Raw genomic sequence first — 19,410 nt, 5'->3', positions numbered from 1 at the left:
TGGATAGTAAAATGTGTTTATGTAGCTTTGGTGCTATTTTGTTTTTTATTTTTTGCAGTAATAGCCTTTTGTCTTGGCGATTTTATGCTTAGATTTTTCTATTTATCAAACAAAAAAAGACTGAATATTTAAAATATATTTTAAACACGGATTATTATCTAAATTTTTATTTAAAAAATAAAATTATTTTTACAAATTAATTTTAACACAACGCTTTTAGTCTAAAAATTTCACAAAAATGTTACTTATCGTAATAAATTTTAACTCTTACTATAAGAAATAATTAAAAATTTAAATTATATAATGCAAACGTTTGATTTTACAAAACCTTATTAAAGGACAACCTATGACAAAAGTTATGAAAACTATGGACGGCAACGAAGCAGCTGCATACGCTGCTTATGCCTTTACCGAAGTTGCTGGGATTTATCCGATAACCCCAAGCTCACCTATGGCTGATTACACCGATATTTGGGCAGCACAGGGCAAGAAAAACATCTTTGGTATGCCTGTAAAAATCGTAGAAATGCAAAGCGAAGCTGGCGCTGCTGGTGTAGTTCACGGCTCACTTCAAGCTGGCGCATTAACCACGACTTACACGGCTTCACAAGGTCTTTTATTAAAAATTCCAAATATGTATAAAATCGCTGGACAGCTACTGCCGGGCGTAATTCACGTAAGTGCAAGAGCGGTTGCGGCACAAGCACTCTCTATCTTTGGCGACCACCAAGACATTTACGCCTGTCGCCAAACTGGCTTTGCAATGCTAGCAAGTGGCTCGGTTCAAGAGGTTATGGATATTGCTGGTGTGGCTCACCTTGCAGCGATTAAGGGCAGAGTGCCGTTTTTACACTTCTTTGACGGATTTAGGACAAGCCACGAAATTCAAAAAGTTGAGCTTATGGATTATGCTCATTTTGATAGACTTGTTGATAAAGAGGCGATTGCGAAATTTAGAGATGAGGCGATAAACTCAGAGAGCCCAAAAACAAGAGGTACAGCTCAAAATGATGATATTTACTTTCAAACTCGCGAGCTAGTTAATAAATATTATGATGCAGTGCCTGATATTGTGGCTGATTATTTAAAAGAAATTTCAAAAATCACTGGCAGAGAATACAAGCCATTTAACTACTACGGCGACCCTGATGCTGAGCGTGTTATCGTGGCTATGGGCTCTGTTACCCAGCTGCTTGAAGAGGTAGTTGATTATCTACGCTCAAAAGGCGAAAAAGTAGGCGTAATTAAGGTGCATTTATATCGCCCATTTAGCGTTAAATACCTATTTGATGTAATGCCAAAATCAGTTAAGAAAATTTCAGTCCTTGATAGGACAAAAGAGCCGGGCAGCCTTGGCGAGCCACTATATCTTGATATAAAAGGCGCATTCTACGGACGCGAAAATGCCCCAGTAATTGTAGGCGGACGCTATGGATTAAGCTCAAAAGATGTTGATCCAGCACAGATGATAGCTGTGTTTGATAACCTAAAACTAGACAATCCTAAAAATGGCTTCACCGTTGGTATCGTTGATGACGTGACATTTCACTCACTTGAAGTCGGCGAGAAAATTTCTCTTAGCGACCCAGATGTCAAAGAGTGCCTATTTTACGGACTTGGTGCGGACGGCACGGTCGGCGCTAATAAAAACTCAATCAAAATCATCGGCGATAAAACCGAGCTTTATGCACAGGCTTATTTTGCCTACGATAGCAAAAAATCAGGCGGTTATACAAGAAGTCATTTAAGATTTGGACACAAGCCTATCCGCTCAACCTATCTAGTTTCAACTCCGCATTTTGTGGCTTGTTCAGTCGCTGCTTACCTTGATATTTACGATGTTATCGGCGGTATCAGAAACGGCGGGACATTTTTATTAAACTCAATTTGGGACGCTGATGAAACAATAGCTAGAATTCCAAATAATGTTAAGAGAATTTTGGCTCAAAAAAATGTAAATTTCTACATAATCAACGCAACAAAACTAGCCCACGACATAGGACTTGGCAATAGAACAAACACAATTATGCAATCAGCATTCTTCAAACTTGCCGAGATTATCCCATTTGATGACGCTGTAAAATATATGAAAGAGTATGCTTACAAAACATATCAGAAAAAGGGCGAAGCTATCGTAAATATGAACTACAAAGCCATTGATATCGGTGCTAGCGGTCTTGTTAAGGTAGCAGTTGATCCATCTTGGGCAAATTTAGCAGATGAGAAAAAAGATAGCACAAGTCCTTATGTTGGCAGTGAATTTGTAGAAAAAGTAGTAAAACCAATCAACGCCGCTAAGGGCGATAGTCTACCAGTTTCAGCATTTTTAGGCTTTGAAGATGGTCACTTTGAGGCTGGCACGACAGCTTATGAGAAGCGTGGCGTTGGCGTAATGGTGCCAAAATGGATTGAAGAAAATTGTATCCAATGTAACCAATGTGCCTTTGTCTGCCCACACGCAGTTATTCGCCCATTCTTAATTGATGACGCTGAGCTAGCAGCAGCACCTGAGAGCGTAAAAGCTCACGTGCTTGATGCTAAAAACAAAAACGCAAAAGATAAGGGCTTAAAATATAAAATTCAAGTAAGCCCGCTTGACTGCACCGGCTGTGAGCTTTGCGCACAAAACTGCCCAAGTAAAGAAAAATCACTCGTGATGGTGCCACTTGGCGAAGAGATGGATAAGGGCGAGCAGGTAAATGCTGATTATCTATTTAAAAAAGTATCTTACAAAGATGATGTTACTGGCAAGGATAATGTAATTGGCGTTGGCTTTGCACAGCCACTATTTGAATTCTCAGGCGCTTGCCCGGGTTGTGGTGAGACACCTTACATTACGCTACTTTCACGTCTTTTTGGCGATCATATGATAGTTGCAAACGCCACTGGTTGTAGCTCAATTTACGGCGGTTCAGCACCTTCAACACCATATACCAAAAAAGACACTGGACGCGGTATTGCGTGGGCAAACTCACTATTTGAAGACAACGCCGAGTTTGGTATGGGTATGAGAGTGGCTAGTGAAACTATCCGCCATAGGATTGAAGATATCATTTTACGCACAAAAGATAAGGCTCCAAACGCACTTGCAGCACTTTATAATGATTGGTTAGAGCATAAAAATGACAAAATCGCAGGTATGCAAATTGCCGATAAATTAACTGAAATTTTAAAACAAAATCAGGATTTTGAAGGTGCAAAAGAGCTTTTAGAGCTTAGAAAATACTTCAACGCAAAATCTCAATGGATTATCGGTGGAGATGGCTGGGCATATGATATTGGTTACGGCGGACTTGATCACGTCCTAGCAAGTGGCGAAAATGTCAATGTTTTAGTGCTTGATACTGAGGTTTATTCAAACACTGGCGGTCAAAGCTCAAAATCATCTCGCACAGGCTCAATCGCTCAATTTACAGCCGCTGGTAAGCCAGTTCAGAAAAAAGATTTAGGCTATATCGCAATGAGTTATGGCAATATCTTTGTCGCTCAGGTAAATTCAAACGCTGGACAAGCTGCAACAATCAAAGCAATGTTAGCAGCAGAGGCATATGATGGTCCAAGTATCGTTATTGCATACTCACCTTGTATCGCTCACGGCATAAAAGGCGGTCTAGCTCACTCAGGCGACCAAGCTGAGCTTGCTACAAAATGTGGCTACTGGCCAACCTACACCTACGACCCAGCGTTGTTAAAAGAGGGTAAAAATCCAGTTAAAATCACATCAAAAGAGCCAGAGTGGGATAGATACGAGGAATTTTTATTAAACGAAGTTCGTTACAACGCTCTTAAAAAAGCAAATCCAGCTCACGCTGATGAGCTAATCGCTCACAACAAAGCAGACGCAAAACGCAGATGGCGACAGCTAAAACGTATAGCAACTGCTGATTTTAGCGACGAGCTAGAATAATATTTGACCGCTTCGGCGGTCAAACTTCTCTTTTTTTAATCCCATTTTTTGAAAATTCTTTTTAAATTTTAGATAATAAATATCAAAAATAGCTATAAATTTTCACTTTTTTATGATATTTGTTATCATAACTAAGTTTTATTTTAGCTACTTTAATTTATAATAACAAATATCAAAATACAAAAAGGATTAACAATGTCAGTTTTAGTCATAGGTGCAGACGAGATAACTCCAATCAAAGCGGTCTTACAAGACCTAGGAGCAAAAAGAGTAGAACACTGGGACGCTAGAAACGAAAACAGGGTAAATCGTAAGCCAATCCCACAAGATACAGATTGCGTTGTTATGCTTACAAGTTTCTTAAATCATAACACAATGAAAACAATAAAGACACAGGCAAAAAAGCGAAATATCCCAATCGTTTGTGCTAAAAGAAGCGTTAGTTGCGTCTTTTGTGAATACTGCAAGGTCTTTGGGCTAAACAAGGATTTTGGATGCAAAAAAGAGTGCTAGATGAGCTTTGGACACTTATTAGATATTGGCGAAATAACTCCAAGTATTTTTTCAAATCTTGATAGTTTTTCACGAATAAGCACCTTTTTAACGCTTTATAACTCTTGCGTTGATAAGCCCCTAAAAATCCCGCTTTCATACGCAAAATTTAGAAGCATAAAGGGTGCTTTTACAGCTAGAATTGATGATTTATTAAGGTTTAAAAGTGGCAAAAAATGTGTGAAATTTTGTGCCATTTCAAATCAAATCATCTTTGCTTACAAAAGCAAAAATTACAAAAACATATCAAAATTTATTGCAAAAGAGCCAAAATATCCAGTGGCAAAACTGATAAAAATGCTCTTTTTTAATGGGAATTTTGAGCTGTTTTTTGATGCAAATTTTATGTTTTCTCAGTTTGTTTATGATAAAATATCGCATAAAAATATTGATAAGGATATATCAATATTAAATAATATGATTAGAATTTCGCAAAATGGCAGAAATTTGCTCTGTGTTATCCCTAGTTTTAGAGATTTTTGCATTGATGAAGCAGGGGTGATTAGAGATGAAATTAGCACGGCAATTCGTGCTTTAAAGGAGGATAAATTTGAGCGTGTTTATGTCGTAATGCCCCGAAATAACGCATTTAAACGACATATTGAGGTTAGGCATTGTGAGTGTGAAAATCACCAAATCAAACTCGTGCCTTATACAATTAGCAATAAAATTTTTTAAAAGGATAAAAATGATAGCCATTATCTATGGTAGCAGTATGGGTAACACAGAAGAAGTTGCGAATTTAATCTCGCAAAAACTAGGCGTAAAAAGCGAAGTTTTAAACATCGCTGATACTGACGCAAAGACAATTAACGGCTTTGACAAGCTGATACTTGGCACATCTACTTGGGGCAGCGGCGACTTGCAAGATGACTGGGATGCCTTTGATTTTTCTGGGCTTGAATTAAACGGCAAGGTCGTAGCACTTTTTGGACTTGGCGATAGTCAAAGCTACTCTGATGAATTTTGTAATGGTATGGCAAAGCTTTACGATGAGGTCGTTAAGGCTGGGGCAAATGTCGTTGGTAGCGTTAGCACCGAGGGTTATACATTTGACGGCTCTGACGCAGTTAGGGACGCAAAATTCGTAGGTCTAGCCATAGATGCCGAGAATGAAAGCGATAAAACAGAAGCAAGAGTGAGTGCCTGGATAGAGAGTATTAAGCCAAATTTTGCTTAAAAAATGCGTTTGAAATTCAAACGCATTTTAGATTATTTTATCTTTTTGCTGCCTACATAGGTGGCAAAAATTTCACGTGAGCCGTCCTTTTTAAACAGCACTACATCATACATATCTGGCGTGTCGCCTTGCTCCATACCCGGGCTGTGTAGTGGCATACCGGGCGTGCTAATGCCAACAACACCCTCAGGTTTTAGCTCCAAAAGTCGCTTGACTTCATCGGCTGGGACGTGCCCTTCTATCACGTAGCCGTCAATAACAGCCGTATGGCAACTTGAAAGTTCAAGCGGGACATTAAAGCGATTTTTCACAGCCACCACATCGTTTTCAAGGTGAGAATTTACCTTAAATCCGCTTTTCTCCATTGCCTCGCCCCATTTAGAGCAACACCCACAAGTTGGCGACTTATACATATTTATCGTATTAGACGCAAACGCACCAGCCACTAAAAACGCCAAAAGAGCAGTTTTTCTCATCGTTTCTCCTTAAAAAATTTGCTAAATCATACAAAAGGCTTTTAAATTTAGTTTTAATATACTAAAATTATGCAAAAAATTTTCAAAAAAGGTTATTTATGCGTAAAATTTTAGTTGCAGTTTTTGCATTTTTGCTTTTTGTTGGTTGCTATTCAAGCACCACGCAGGGCGGACTTGTAGGGGCAAATAGTCGCCAGATTATGCTTGTTTCAGCTAGCACGATGAATGAAAGCGCTGCAAAGGCGTATGTTGATACGCTAAAATCAGCTAGAAATAAGGGCGCATTAAATACAAATCCAGCCCTTACAAAACGTGTGCAAAATATAGCAAAACGCTTAATCGCTCAGGTTGGCACATTTAGGCAAGACGCCTTAAAATGGGACTGGCAGGTAAATGTAATTGAAGAGGACACCCTAAATGCTTGGTGTATGCCAGGCGGTAAAATCGTAGTTTATACTGGCATTATAAACCGCCTAAATTTAACAGACAGCGAGCTAGCCGCTATAATTGGACACGAGATAGCCCACGCCCTAAGGGAGCATAGCAGAGAACAAGCCAGCTCTGACCAGCTAAAAAATATAGGAATTTTTGCCGTTTCACAAGCTGCTGGGCTTGATAGCGGTGCTACAAATTTACTAAATCTTGCCACTCACTACACGATCTCGCTGCCATTTTCACGCTCACACGAAACAGAGGCCGATCACATCGGCACCGAGCTAATGGCAAGAGCTGGGTATAACCCAAATGATGCCGTTGTCGTGTGGCAAAAGATGAGTAAAATCGGCAGCTCATCTACGCCTGAAATTTTAAGCACTCACCCATCAAATGAGAGCAGGATTAAGGACTTAAAAGAGATTGCAAAAAAGGTAATGCCACTATATTTAGCAACAAAATAATGTATAATAACGCAAAAAAAGGACAAAAATGATACCATTTAGCGATGATGAGCTTTTAAAACCAGTGCAAAAGAGCCTAGAAAAGGTAATGCCAATGCTTAAAAACGACGGAGGCGGACTTGATCTGCTCGGTATTAAAGACGGCAAAATTTATGTGCGTTTAACTGGGCACTGCCACGGCTGTGCTGCTAGTGGAACGACCCTAAAATACGGCGTTGAACGCCAACTTCGCCTTGATATTCACCCAGAGCTTGAAGTCATAAACGTCCCACAAGGACAAGAGGTCGCCTTTGCTTGATTATAAAAAAATAGCCATTAAAAATTTCAAAAAAGCAAACTATGACGAGGCTTTAAAGTATTTTTCACTGGCTTACGAGCTAAAAAACGATAATGATTTGCTTACCTACATTGAGCTTTGCGTATTTGCTAAGACCTCGCCTGATGAGGCAAACGTGCTTTTTGAGATGTTTTATGCAAAGCAAAAGGCTGGGATAAAAGATGACGGACTTACCCAGCTTTTGGCACTTTTACAAAACAAGCACTTTAAAAACGAAGCCATTGAAGAACAAGATGCAATAACCTACGATGACTTCTTAAACGCCGTAAAACAGGGCGATTTTAAGAGCGTTTTTGAAAATATTATGTTTTCAACAAAGGTGATGATTTCAAATAAAGATGACTTTCTAGACTTCATCTCAAACCTAATAAAACACGATTTTTTAGATATTAGTATGAGCTATCTTGAAAGCGCAGCCACGATGTTTAGCGGAGATGAGCGAATAGCAAGGCTATTTGATGAGCTAAAAAAGAAAAGGGTTAAAAAGGGTAAAAATGCGAATTTACATTGATGAAAATTTCATAACCGATAATTCAAACGAGTGCGAAAAAAACTGCTACTTTTTAAAGATCTTTGCAAATGAAAAATTTAGCGATGACGCCCTAAAAAACGGAGCAAAAATCATAAACGTAGATGAGTGTAAGAAAATTTTAGCCATTGATGAGGGCATAAAAATCATCGGCATAACCGGCACAAATGGCAAGACCACGACTGCTGCTTTAATCTATCAAACGCTTTTAAATTTAGGCTTTTCGTGCGGACTTTGTGGCACAAGAGGGGCGTTTATAAACGGCAAAAGGGTTGATGAAAAGTCGCTTACAACAAGCCCGATTTTAAAAACGCTAGAATATTTAAGCCTAGCTACACGCCAAAAGTGCGAATTTTTCGTTATGGAGATAAGCTCTCACGCAATCGCTCAAAACCGCATTCAGGGCTTAAAATTTGCCGCTAAAATTTTTACAAATTTAAGCCAAGATCATCTTGATTATCACAAAACAATGGACGAATACGCAAGGGTAAAAAATAGCTTTTTAGCAGACGAGAGTGTAAAAATTATAAATATTGACGATGAATTTGTAAAATTTAATACAAAAAATAGCATAACTTATTCGTTAAAAAAACAGGCTGATATAACGGCAAAAAACGTTGATTTTACAAATGCAATCCACGCTATTTTAAAGACACAAAAAGGTGAATTTGAGCTAAAATCAAACCTGCAAGGCGAGTTTAACCTTTATAATTTAATGGCGGCAGTTGGCGTGATTTTGGCGTTAAGCGATAAAAAATTAGATGAAATTTCAGTCGCCATTGCAAATTTTAGCGGAGTTAGCGGCAGGGTTGAGGTGGTTAGTAAAGACCCGCTTGTCATCGTTGATTTTGCTCACACGCCAGACGGGATTTTAAAAATTTTAAACGCACTTAGGCACCTTAGCCTAGTCGTGGTTTTTGGGGCTGGTGGAGATAGGGACCGCACCAAACGCCCAAAAATGGGGGCTATCGCACAAAAATATGCAAGACTTTGCGTGGTAACAAGCGATAATCCAAGAAGCGAAAATCCAGATGAAATCATCGCTGAAATTTTAAGCGGTATGAGTAAAGAAAATGTCATCGTAAATAGCGACAGATACGAAGCTATCAGGCTTGGGCTTAATAATTTAAGACCAAACGAAGCACTTGTGATTTTAGGCAAGGGCGATGAGGATTATCAAGAAATTAACGGCGTAAAACACCCATTTAGCGATAAAAACGTAGTTTTAGAGCTACTAAAAGGATAAAAAATGAAAATAGAGCTACTTTCAAGCAAAATTCACCGCGCAGTCGTAACTGACGCAAACCTAAACTATGTCGGCTCAATTAGCATTGATGATGAGCTAATAAAGGCTGCAAACCTTTGCGAGTGGCAAAAGGTTGATATTTTAAACATCAACAACGGCGAGAGATTTAGCACATACGTAATCAAGGGCAAAAAGGGCGAAATTTGCCTAAATGGTGCTGCTGCTAGAAAGGTTTGCGTTGGCGATATCGTAATTATCGCAGCCTACGCAACAATGAAGCCAAAAAAAGCACGTGAGTTTAAGCCAACAATCGTGCAGGTAAATTCTAAAAACGAAATCATCAAAGATTAATGGGTAAAATTTGTGGCATTGACGAGGCTGGGCGTGGGGCATTAGCTGGGCCATTAGTTATGGCGGCTTGTGTTTTAGACGCCCAAATTTCAGGGCTTGATGACTCAAAAAAGCTCACGCCACTAAAACGAGAGAGAGTTTTTAATGAGCTTTGTAAGAGTTCAAAATTTTTAATTGTCTATTTTTCAAACACGCAAATTGACACGCTCGGGCTAAGCTGGTGTTTAAATAGCGGATTAAACGCATTTAAACGCTATTTTAACGGCTACGAGCTTATCTTTGACGGCAATATAAATTACGGCACTGATATAAAAACAATCATCAAAGCAGATGCCAAAATTAAAGAGGTTTCAGCCGCTAGTATTTTAGCCAAGGTTAGTCGCGATAGATTAATGAGCCTTTTTGATAGCCATTATCCACAATATGGCTTTAAAAAGCACAAGGGCTATGGCACAAAAGAGCATTTAAAAGCCCTAGAAATTTATGGATTGTGTGATTTAAGCAGAGCTAGTTTTAAGATAAAAAATGAACCAAAATTGATTTTTTAAGCAAAGATATAGTATAATTAGAGTTAAAATTTTAAAAATGTTACTAAAATATAATTTTAATGAGGTATTGCCTTGAATTCTAGCGAAAAAAATAGAAAATCAATCATAAAATACATAGCACTTGCCATAGCTTTGGTTTCGCTTTTTTCATTGATTTTGCTTGAAATTTTTAACATTTTTAGTGTCCATAATACCTTTAAAGCAGACACGCTAAAAGCCGATGACAGCTATATCCAAGAGCAAAAACGAGCGATTAAAGATGAGCTTTACAAGGCTTATAACTCCGTAGTTTCAATAAGCTCACCAGTTAAGCAAGATACGATAAATTTCTTAAATTACCGCTTTGATTTTATCACCAAAAACGCAAAAACGCTTGATGATTTTTTAGCCATTGATGATAAAAAAATGCTAAATAAAGATGAAAATTTATATCTATTTAGCACAGATAAAAAGTCGTTAAAAGGCGAGCTTAACGGACAAATTATTGATTCAATATTTGTAAATTTATTCTCAAATCACAAAGATATCACGCAGGTTGATGATGTCTTTTACGTGGCAAAATTCTACCAAGACCTTGATGTCATCGCCATTTATGGCTTTCACGATATCCAGCTTACAAACGAAGTAAGGGAGAAATTTCTAGGCATAATTAGCATTTTGCCAAATAAAAATCTATTTTTGATTGACTCAAAAGACGGCGTTTTGCTCGTTTCAAACAAAATCAAAGTGCAAAATCAGAAAATTTCAGCCCTAAACAAAAAGCTCTCACAGGCATATCTTAGTGCAATTAAAATCGCTCAAACCCCACAAAAAGAGGGCTTTTATATCCAAGACCGCTCAGACAGCGAGTCAAGGCAAATGATTTTTGTAAAAAATATCGGCTACAACCTAGTTTTTGGCGTGAGTGCTGACATTAGCAATGCCGATATCGTAGCTAGCGACCAGCAAGAAAGGGCGTTATCAGAGCTTATTTCAAAGGTTACAATCTCAATTTTTTGCCTATTTACTATCGTTATTATGGCACTTCTTGCCTGTTTTTTTATTATTCAAAAAATCAAGCGAAATTTTACAAATTTCACGCATTTTTTAAATTTAGTCGCCGCCGAGAGCAGATATATCCCAAAGGATAGCTTTGATTTTATAGAATTTGTAAGCTTTTCAGATGAGATTAATGCCCTACTTGAAAAGCTAATAAAAGAGAAAAATCACAACACAAACGAGCTTTTGCTATTTAAAAACTATTCAAATGCCGTTGATGAGATAGCTATGGTTTTAAGGTTTAGCAAAGAAAAAACGCTCATTTTTGCAAACAATATGGCTTGTAAAACCCTAAAATATCAAAGGTCAGAGATTAGCTCAATGAGCTTTAACGAGCTGATTTTTGATGAAATTTCGCTTGATATAAATCTCTGGCAGGGCGTGATAAAAATGCATAAAAAAGACGGCGATGTCTGCTATGCTAAGGTTAGCATTTTGCCGATTTTAACCGAGCGTAGCGACATTAGCGAGTATTTACTCATTGGCTATGATATCACGCCGTTTATTATCCAGCAAGAGATGCTTGATAAGCATTTAAGCGACCCGCTAACTAGCCTACAAAATAGACAAGCCTTGATTGACAAGCTCTCAAATGACGATAAATACGGCTTTGTAGCCAACCTTGATATTTTAAGGTTTAAGCAGATTAACGAATATTACGGCTTTGGCGTGGGCGATAGGGTCTTGCTTGGCGTTAGCAACAGGCTTTTAGAGCTAATTGAGGGCAAAAATTTAGAGTTATTTAAGCTCACAAACGACAGCTTTGCAATTATTGCGGTTAAGAAATTTTGGAGTATCACGAAATTTTCAGATTTTTGTCGCTTCGTGGTTGAAAATTTTGAAGAAAATCCGCTAATAATTGATGATAATAAATTTAACATTTCGCTAGTTTTTGGCATTTCATCTGATGTTAAGCAGTTTATTACGACTGAAATTGCAAAGGATTATGCTAAGACAAATAAACAAAGCGTGGTGGTTTTTGATGATGAGAAGGACGGCTTACTTCACACGATAAACCTAACTCAAAGCCTGAAAAAAGCCATAGATGATGATAGAATCGTGCTTTATAAGCAAGGCATTGTTGATAATGAGAGCAAAAAAACAATAAAATATGAGTGCCTTGTAAGAATGATTGATGAGAAAAATAATGTCATACCGCCGCTTGACTTCTTGCGTGTGGCAAAACGCTCAAATCTCTATCAGGAGCTAACAAAAATCGTGATAGAAACCTCGTTTAAGTATTTTTTCACCAACGAGCAGGATTTTAGTATAAATTTAGCCATTGATGATATTTTATCAAGCAAACTCGTTGATTATTTAGAGCTTAATTTGATTAAATATCCGGGCATTGGCAAGCGTTTGACGCTTGAAATTTTAGAGGACGAGAGCATAAATAACTTTGAAAAGGTCAATGAATTTATTGAAAAAATGCGAAAATATGGTTGTAAAATCGCAATTGATGACTTTGGCACTGGCTATGCAAATTTTGAGCATTTGCTTCGCATTAAGGCGGACTTTGTCAAGATTGACGGCTCAATGATAAAAAATATTGACAAAGATGATGAGAGCAGGCGAATTGTTGAGCTGATGGTTGATTTTTCAAGGCGTTTGGGGATAAAAACGGTTGCTGAATTTGTGCATTCTGATGACGTTTCACAAGCGGTAAAAGATATCGGCATAGATGCTTCTCAGGGCTTTTATTTTGACAAACCAAAGCCAATCGGTGGCGAGTGATTTTTGCTAAGCCAATAAATCTTTGTGTAGGCTGTGATTTTGGCTATTGACAGCTTTGTGTTTGCTGTGTGAATTTTAAACATTTGCCTTGCATTGCTGTTAAGCGTCTTGCAAAACTGCACCACAAAAACTCATTTTTAGCCATAAATTTATGTTTTAAGAAGCAAAAAGATATTGGGGCTTTTATTTTTATAAGCCAAAAATTTTTTGTGTAAGTCGTAATTACAAACCTTTTAATATCACTTTTGCTTATCTTGTAGGCTCGTTTAATAAGGTTATTTATAAGGATAAAATTTGTGTAAAATGAGATTTTGCCGTGCTTAAAACACGGCAAAATTTTAGGCTAGAAGCCTATCCATTTGATTTTTGAGATTTTCTGTGTTGTGTGCTTGTGCTAAAATGGCTGCGTTTAGCAGGGTTTGATTTTGCTTTTGGTTGTTGATATTTAGTGCCATATCGTTATTTTGCAGGTTGTTTTCGCTTGACATTAAAGCCACGTGTTGCTCTAACGAGCTATTAATCCCTGCTAAAATGCCGTTTTGTGCTGAGCCAATATCAGAACGCATTGAATTTACATTTGAGATAAAGCTCTCAATGCTACTTTGGTCATTTACATTTAGGCTCTCAATACCGCCACGAATCGCATTTTGGCTTAGATTTATGCTCTCAACGCCGTTGCCAGTTTGAAATTCCATATTGCCACCAAAGACATTTTTGCCGTTAAAGCTCGCATTTGAAAGGCTTTGCTTCATTGAGTCGGTTAATGCACTAGCCTCGTTTTGTATTATACTTCGCTCACGATTGCTTAAAATCGGATTATTCATTGCTACGGATAGCTCGTTTAGTCTATCTGCACTCTGTGTTAAATTTGAAAGAGTGCTGTCGGCTATGCCTAGCATACCGATTGCGTCATTTGCGTTTGAAATGCCTTGATTTATCGTGTTTGCTTGGCTTAAAAGGCTATCAGCAATTACCAAATTTGCACTATCTGTCCCACTTAACGCCCTTGTTGCTGAGATATTTTGCAGTGCCTTATCTTGTGCAGTTTTCGCCTTTTGAGCGTTGTCTAAATACTGCTGAGTTGATACTGAATTTACCTTCATCTTAACTCCTTTTTTGAGGTTTTTGTTATACTACTCTAAATTTTATAAATTTAAGCTTTATTTACTCTTGCGGTTACTGATCTTGCGTGGGCGTGGAGACCTTCGGCGTTTGCTAGTGCGACACAGGCGTCTGCAAGGGCGTTAAATCCGCTTTGAGTTAAGCCGATTATTGAGCTTTTTTTCATAAAATTTTCAACCCCGAGTGGCGAGTAAAATTTCGCACTCCCGCCAGTTGGCAGGGTGTGGTTTGGTCCAGCTAAATAATCGCCCATAGCCTCTGGTGTGTAGTGCCCGATGAAAATCGCCCCTGCGTGTTTGATTTTTTGCACGTAGTTTTGCGCGTCATCAAAGGCTAGCTCAAGGTGTTCAACAGCCAAATCATTCATCAAACTAACGCACTCATCTAAATTTTTAGCCACGATTATCGCACCTTTGTTTTTTATGCTTTGACTTGCGATTTGTGAGCGTGGCAGGGTTTGTAGCTCGGATTGCACAAAACTAGCGACGCTTTTTGCAAAATTTTGGCTTGGCGTGATTAAAAAACTACTTGCTAGCTCATCGTGCTCGGCTTGTGAAAGCAGGTCAATGGCGATGTGGCGGGCGTTTGCACTCTCATCAGCGATGATGCCTATCTCGCTTGGCCCTGCTATCATATCAATATTTACATCGCCAAAAACGAGCTTTTTAGCGGTGGCTACGTAGATATTGCCGGGGCCTGTGATTACATCTACTTTTGGGATTGTTTGCGTGCCGTATGCCATAGCACCAATGGCACTAGCGCCGCCGATTTTGTAGGCTTTTTTAATGCCACAAAGGTGCATTGCTGCTAAGAGCAAGGCATTTACCGCTCCGCCAACAGCTGGTGTGCAAACGACGATTTCGCCGACATTTGCCACGATTGCAGGCACGGCATTCATCAAAAGCGAGCTAGGATACGCCGCCTTACCGCCCGGTATGTAAAGCCCAGCTCTATCAACTGGCGTGAATTTTGCACCAAGAGTGTTGCCTAATTCATCGGTGCTAAGCCAAGTTTTTGGGGCGTTTAGCTCGTGGTAGTTTTTAATGCGTTTAAATGCTAAATTTAGGGCGTCTTTTAGTGAGCTCTCTAAATTTTCGTAGGCGTTTTTCATCTCGTTTTGTGAAATTTCAAGCTCACTTGCTGACTTTGGCTCCCATTTATCAAACCTTGAAATTTGCGAGATTAACGCCTCGTTTTTGTTATGTTTTACCTCGTTTATAATGCTTAGCACAAGTGGCGTAACCTCGCTCATATCCATATCCGAGCGGTGCGTTAGCTTACTAAACTCGGCTTTAAAATTCTCATCATTTTGGTTTAAAATTCTCATATCTGTCCTTTAAATTTTCGTTCGTATCTTAATTTTTGGCTTACATTGCCAAGAATTCCGCCTTGATGAATATACAAAATTTTGTTTTTAAATGCGTTTAAATTCGCAAAAATCGTGAGAAATCCGACTGGGTCATAAATCAGGTCAAACTCAATTTTGCTCTTAGTTTTTAACTCGCTCCAAATCTTAAAAAGCTCCAATTTTAAATCGCCAAAGTGGTATTTTTTTGGTGGGGTTAAAATTTTTACTTTTGAGCCTTTATCAAGGGCTAAAATTTGCTCTCTTAAATAGCCCTCATCGCCGACACAAGGGCAGGTTAGGACGTTAAAATCTATGTTTTTTGATAAAAATGTAGCACTGGTGCCAGTGCCACTTGGCAAGAAAATGTCAAAAACTAGTCCGTGTTTTTTTGCGTAATTTTTAATTTCATTTGCTTGTTCTTTAAAGCCAAACTCCGCTTCATTTTGGCTTACGCCCTCGTTTATGAAAAATAAATTTTGCGTTTTTGCAAGGTTTTTTGCAAATTCTTGGCGGTTTTGTGCGATATGTAAAATCATACCATTTTGCAAGGCGTTATTAAAATTACCGACTGGATTTTGTGCTAAATTTGAGTTTAAATGTGAGATAACGTAGTGAAATTTTAGTCCTTTTAGTTTTGCAAAAACGCTAAGTGCTTGCATAGCGTTTGACTGGCTAGACCCGTGCGAGATAATGCCTGAAAAATCGCTAAAATCGGCGTTTAAAAAGTAGGCTAATTTTCGTGCTTTATTGCCATTAAAAACGCCTAAAAGATCATCTCTAAGGATAAAAAATTCTTGATCCTTAAAGATGAATTTCTCTATCATTTTGCAGTGAGTTTTGTAAGCGGTTCGTTTAGAAAAAAGTTAATCTCAATGCGTCTTGACGCCTCTTTATCCTCGGTGCCGTTTTTAAAAATTGGGCTGTTATAGCCCCTGCCATAAGCTAGTAAAATACTATCAAGTCGCTCACTTTTGTAGCTATTTAAGGCGAGTTTTTGCACCTCATAAGCTCTGCCTTGTGAGAGTTCTAAGTTTCTTAAATAACTACCACCGCTATCAGTAAAGCCCTCAATTGTGATCTTATCTATCATTTTTGAAAGCTCATCATCGCCTAAAAGCACCTGAAAATACGACCTTAAAAGCTCTTCAAGCTCGGCTTTGGACTCCTTTTTTATCTCGGCTCTGCTTTTTTGAAAAATTTCAGAGGTTTGAAGGGTTAGTGTGCCTGTTTCATCGTTGATTTTTGCCTTGCTGTTCAGTTTTGTTTTTAGAATTTTTATAAGCTTCTCTTTTGTTTGAGTGCTGTTTTTTACGATGATTTTTGGCTCTGAGATCGCGACATCTTTAAGCGTTTTTATCTCTTCGTTTAGATTTTTTACACTCTCATTAAGCTGTGAAATTTCTAAATTTAGGCGTGAATTTTCGCTTTTTAGGGCGTTTATCTCGCCACTTTTATCATCAACTGGCACGGATTTTAGGGCGGTTAGCTCATCTTGCAGTTTTAAGTTTGCGTTTTTTAGCTCTAAATTTTTGTTATTTAGTGTAACTAGCTCGTTTTTTAAAATGCGATTTAGTCGCTCTGGGCTTAGGTTTTTGCCCTCTTCATCTTTTAAATTTGAGATCGCATTTAGTGTTTTTTGCTCCTTTTTTTCAAGGGCGTTTTGAGCCATTTCATACTTTAAGATAACGGCTGAAAAAACGAGTAAAAACACAAAGGCTAAACCGAGAACAACGGCTAAATTTGAGAGCCAAAATGTCCTTTCTACGCTACTATTTAACTTCATCTATCAGGCTTGAATTTTCAATATTTTTCATCACGCGCTCAACTTCGCTGTTTAGCTCAGTCGTGCTTTTTTTAAGGCTTTCTAGCAATAAATCTCGCTCAATGTCAGCCTTGCTTGGAGTCTTTTCTTGCTCATAAACAGCTTTAAACGCCCCAACGCCCTCAATGACCGAGCTTTTAAAGGCACTCATCGCCTGATTTTGCTCTTCAATGATTTTTACAGCGAAATTTTTAAGGCTTAAATCAAGGTCTTTTAGGTTTGCATCAAACTTATTTACGCTCTTTTCAAAGCCACTAACACGCTCTTGCATAAGGTCATTTAGGCGGTTGTATTCGGTTGAGAACGAGCCTTGCATCTCTTTTAGCGATGTGTTTAGATTTAGCACGGCTTTTAAAATTTCGGTATGAATTTTGACAAACTCATCTTGCTTTGCACCAGCCTTGTTTAAAAGCCTGATATTTTGGTCAATCTTTATCTGTGCTTCGCCTATCATACGCTGTTCTAGGGCTTGTAAATCGGAGTAGGATTTAAATTTATTGCCCACGACATTGTCTAAATTTGTAAAAAACTGCTCGTTTGAAATTCTAGCAAAAACGCTTCTAATATCATCAAAATGCAGTGAGGTCATACTCATAAAACGCTGTTCTAGCTCGTTTTTTTGCCAAAAAAACTGCTTGCTAAGCATTTTTTGTTCAAGTATAAATTTTGCAAATTTAGAGCTACCAAGTCTTTCAAAAAAGACCCACCAAAGCGATAAAATTATCCCATAAATTGAGATGTAAAACGCCGTGCCTACGCCACTAAGAAGCCTTGAAATGTCCCTTTCAAGCCCTATCGTGTCGTTTGCACTAAATGCTGGTAAAGATATGGCAATGCTAATAAAAGTGCCTAAAATTCCAAGCGTGGCAAAGATACCAGCGGCGATATTTGCTAGGCTGTCGTTTCTTAAATCCTTGGTGTAGCTGTCTAAGAACTCATCAAAACTTGCGTTTGACTTTTTTACGCCAGAAATTTCAAGCAGGTTTGCGACTATAAATTCCTTTAACTTGCTCTTAAACTCATCAGCCTTTTTAAGAAATGACGAGTAGGCAAAATCGGCATTTTGCGTGGCAAAAATCATCGCAATAATAAGCATAATACCGCTTAGAATAACGCAATCAACGCCAACCCTAACCCTAAAAAAGCCAAAAAAGCTAAGTAAAATCATAGCGTAAAGCACAAATGGCAACGCTACGATTTTAATGTAAGATAGGATAAAATTTTCTCTAACGCCCTGTTCGTATTGCATAAATTAATTCCTATTTAGGCAGTTTAGGTCAGAAAATGCCGTTTGCAAACGCCTAATCATACTCTCTTCGCCACTTCTTAGCCACTTTCGTGGGTCGTAGTATTTTTTATTTGGCTTGTCATCGCCCTCTGGGTTGCCGATTTGCCCTTGTAAATAGGCTCTATTTTTAAGCTCATACGCCCTAACTCCGTCCCAAAATGCCCACTGGGTGTCGGTGTCAATGTTCATCTTAATCACGCCGTAGCTTACAGCGTCTTTTATATCTTTTAGCTCGCTACCGCTGCCACCGTGAAATACGAAATTTACTGGTTTTTTGTTGGCAGTTTTAAATTTATTTGCCACAAATTCCTGTGAATTTTTTAAAATTTCAGGTCTAAGCACGACATTGCCCGGTTTATAAACGCCGTGCACGTTGCCAAAAGATGCGGCGATGCTAAATTTATCGCTGATTTTGCTTAGTCTTTCATAAGCTAGGGCGACATCTTCTGGCTGTGTGTAAAGCAGGGCGTTATCCACGCCGGTGTTATCCACGCCGTCCTCTTCGCCACCAGTGACACCAAGCTCAATCTCTAAACTAATGCCAAGCTCGCTAAGTTCGCTTAAATATCTCTCGCAGGTGCTTAAATTTTCATCCAAGCTCTCCTCGCTTAAATCAAGCATATGTGAGCTAAAAAGTGGCACGCCGTGGGCTTTTTTATGCTCTTTTGAGGCTTTAATAAGTCCATCAATCCACGGCAAAAGCTTACGTGCGGCGTGGTCGGTGTGAAGCACGACAGGCACACCATAAGCACGGGCTAGTAAATGCACCTGATTTGCCCCAGCGATAGCACCTAAAATGTCGGCATTTTCGCAGTTTTTACCAGCGTAAAATCCAGCACCGCCGTTGCTAAACTGGATAATCACGGGCGAATTTGCTACTTTTGCTGCTTCTAAAACCGCATTTATTGAGTTTGAGCCAACAACATTTACCGCAGGGATAGCAAAGCCTTCACTTTTAGCGTGAGCGTATAGTTTGCTTACGTCATCGCCACTTACTACACCGGCTCTTACAATATCTAAAACGCCCATTTTTCAG

At 38.6% G+C, this 19,410-nt stretch carries 18 protein-coding genes; 11 read left to right on the top strand and 7 right to left on the bottom strand.

What is annotated here, in order from left to right; genetic code table 11:
* The first annotated feature begins 346 nt into the window (after positions 1-346).
* From nifJ to fldA, 4 genes are all read left to right on the top strand, one after another.
* A complete protein-coding gene (gene nifJ, locus NYG85_RS06685) occupies positions 347-3,907 on the top strand; it encodes a pyruvate:ferredoxin (flavodoxin) oxidoreductase (protein ID WP_284937714.1) in 3,561 nt (1,186 codons plus the stop codon).
* Positions 3,908-4,102: 195 nt separating this feature from the next.
* Entirely contained in the window at positions 4,103-4,420 is a 318-nt protein-coding gene (locus NYG85_RS06680; RefSeq protein ID WP_284937713.1) for a DUF2325 domain-containing protein, read from the top strand.
* A complete protein-coding gene (locus NYG85_RS06675) occupies positions 4,421-5,137 on the top strand; it encodes a hypothetical protein (protein WP_284937712.1) in 717 nt (238 codons plus the stop codon).
* 10 nt (positions 5,138-5,147) lie between these two features.
* On the top strand, positions 5,148-5,639 hold the full coding sequence (fldA, locus tag NYG85_RS06670; RefSeq protein ID WP_284937711.1) for a flavodoxin FldA: 492 nt from the start codon (positions 5,148-5,150) through the stop codon (positions 5,637-5,639).
* 32 nt (positions 5,640-5,671) lie between these two features.
* On the opposite strand, the gene NYG85_RS06665 is transcribed toward fldA, so the two are convergent.
* Positions 5,672-6,115, bottom strand: coding sequence for a DUF411 domain-containing protein (locus tag NYG85_RS06665; protein WP_284937710.1), 444 nt, complete (start codon positions 6,113-6,115; stop codon positions 5,672-5,674).
* 98 nt (positions 6,116-6,213) lie between these two features.
* Here NYG85_RS06665 and NYG85_RS06660 point away from each other — a divergent pair, with 98 nt between their 5' ends.
* The 7 genes from NYG85_RS06660 to NYG85_RS06630 all read left to right on the top strand — a co-directional run bounded on the left by NYG85_RS06660 (position 6,214) and on the right by NYG85_RS06630 (position 12,794).
* Positions 6,214-7,011, top strand: a complete 798-nt coding sequence (locus NYG85_RS06660) for a M48 family metallopeptidase (RefSeq protein ID WP_284937709.1) — start codon at positions 6,214-6,216, stop codon at positions 7,009-7,011.
* Positions 7,012-7,039: 28 nt separating this feature from the next.
* Positions 7,040-7,309 carry a NifU family protein gene (locus tag NYG85_RS06655; RefSeq protein WP_284937708.1) on the top strand — a complete coding sequence of 90 codons (270 nt, stop codon included), beginning with the start codon at positions 7,040-7,042 and terminating at the stop codon, positions 7,307-7,309.
* On the top strand, positions 7,302-7,859 hold the full coding sequence (locus NYG85_RS06650; RefSeq protein ID WP_284937707.1) for a histidine kinase: 558 nt from the start codon (positions 7,302-7,304) through the stop codon (positions 7,857-7,859). The genes NYG85_RS06655 and NYG85_RS06650 overlap by 8 nt, the downstream gene beginning before the upstream one ends.
* Positions 7,843-9,123, top strand: coding sequence for a UDP-N-acetylmuramoyl-L-alanyl-D-glutamate--2,6-diaminopimelate ligase (locus NYG85_RS06645; protein WP_284937706.1), 1,281 nt, complete (start codon positions 7,843-7,845; stop codon positions 9,121-9,123). The genes NYG85_RS06650 and NYG85_RS06645 overlap by 17 nt, the downstream gene beginning before the upstream one ends.
* Before the next feature lie 3 nt (positions 9,124-9,126).
* Positions 9,127-9,474, top strand: coding sequence for an aspartate 1-decarboxylase (gene panD / locus NYG85_RS06640; protein WP_284937705.1), 348 nt, complete (start codon positions 9,127-9,129; stop codon positions 9,472-9,474).
* Complete coding sequence (rnhB, locus tag NYG85_RS06635) at positions 9,474-10,022, top strand: ribonuclease HII (RefSeq protein WP_284937704.1); 549 nt, start codon at positions 9,474-9,476, stop codon at positions 10,020-10,022. Before panD ends, rnhB begins: the two co-directional genes overlap by 1 nt.
* Positions 10,023-10,094: 72 nt before the next feature.
* Positions 10,095-12,794, top strand: a complete 2,700-nt coding sequence (locus NYG85_RS06630) for a sensor domain-containing phosphodiesterase (RefSeq protein ID WP_284937703.1) — start codon at positions 10,095-10,097, stop codon at positions 12,792-12,794.
* Between the two features lie 338 nt (positions 12,795-13,132).
* On the opposite strand, the gene NYG85_RS06625 is transcribed toward NYG85_RS06630, so the two are convergent.
* The 6 genes from NYG85_RS06625 to fbaA are packed head-to-tail and all read right to left on the bottom strand — an operon-like array spanning position 13,133 to position 19,403.
* Positions 13,133-13,897, bottom strand: a complete 765-nt coding sequence (locus tag NYG85_RS06625) for a flagellin (protein ID WP_284937702.1) — start codon at positions 13,895-13,897, stop codon at positions 13,133-13,135.
* A 50-nt stretch (positions 13,898-13,947) separates the two neighbouring features.
* Positions 13,948-15,243, bottom strand: a complete 1,296-nt coding sequence (hisD, locus tag NYG85_RS06620) for a histidinol dehydrogenase (protein ID WP_284937701.1) — start codon at positions 15,241-15,243, stop codon at positions 13,948-13,950.
* The gene (locus NYG85_RS06615) at positions 15,240-16,088 is read right to left on the bottom strand and encodes a 1-aminocyclopropane-1-carboxylate deaminase (protein WP_284937700.1); all 849 of its coding nucleotides are present in this window, start codon (positions 16,086-16,088) and stop codon (positions 15,240-15,242) included. Before NYG85_RS06615 ends, hisD begins: the two co-directional genes overlap by 4 nt.
* Entirely contained in the window at positions 16,085-17,047 is a 963-nt protein-coding gene (locus tag NYG85_RS06610; RefSeq protein WP_284937699.1) for an OmpA family protein, read from the bottom strand. Before NYG85_RS06610 ends, NYG85_RS06615 begins: the two co-directional genes overlap by 4 nt.
* A complete protein-coding gene (locus NYG85_RS06605) occupies positions 17,034-18,335 on the bottom strand; it encodes a MotA/TolQ/ExbB proton channel family protein (protein ID WP_284937698.1) in 1,302 nt (433 codons plus the stop codon). The genes NYG85_RS06610 and NYG85_RS06605 overlap by 14 nt, the downstream gene beginning before the upstream one ends.
* A gap of 3 nt (positions 18,336-18,338) precedes the next feature.
* Complete coding sequence (gene fbaA / locus NYG85_RS06600) at positions 18,339-19,403, bottom strand: class II fructose-bisphosphate aldolase (RefSeq protein WP_284937697.1); 1,065 nt, start codon at positions 19,401-19,403, stop codon at positions 18,339-18,341.
* Positions 19,404-19,410: the final 7 nt, after the last annotated feature.

It is taken from the genome of Campylobacter gastrosuis (assembly GCF_030249845.1).
In the GTDB taxonomy this organism is placed as follows: domain Bacteria; phylum Campylobacterota; class Campylobacteria; order Campylobacterales; family Campylobacteraceae; genus Campylobacter_A; species Campylobacter_A gastrosuis.
The sequence above is the reverse complement of the archived record's forward strand: the minus strand, read 5'-3'. Positions and strand labels throughout refer to the sequence as shown.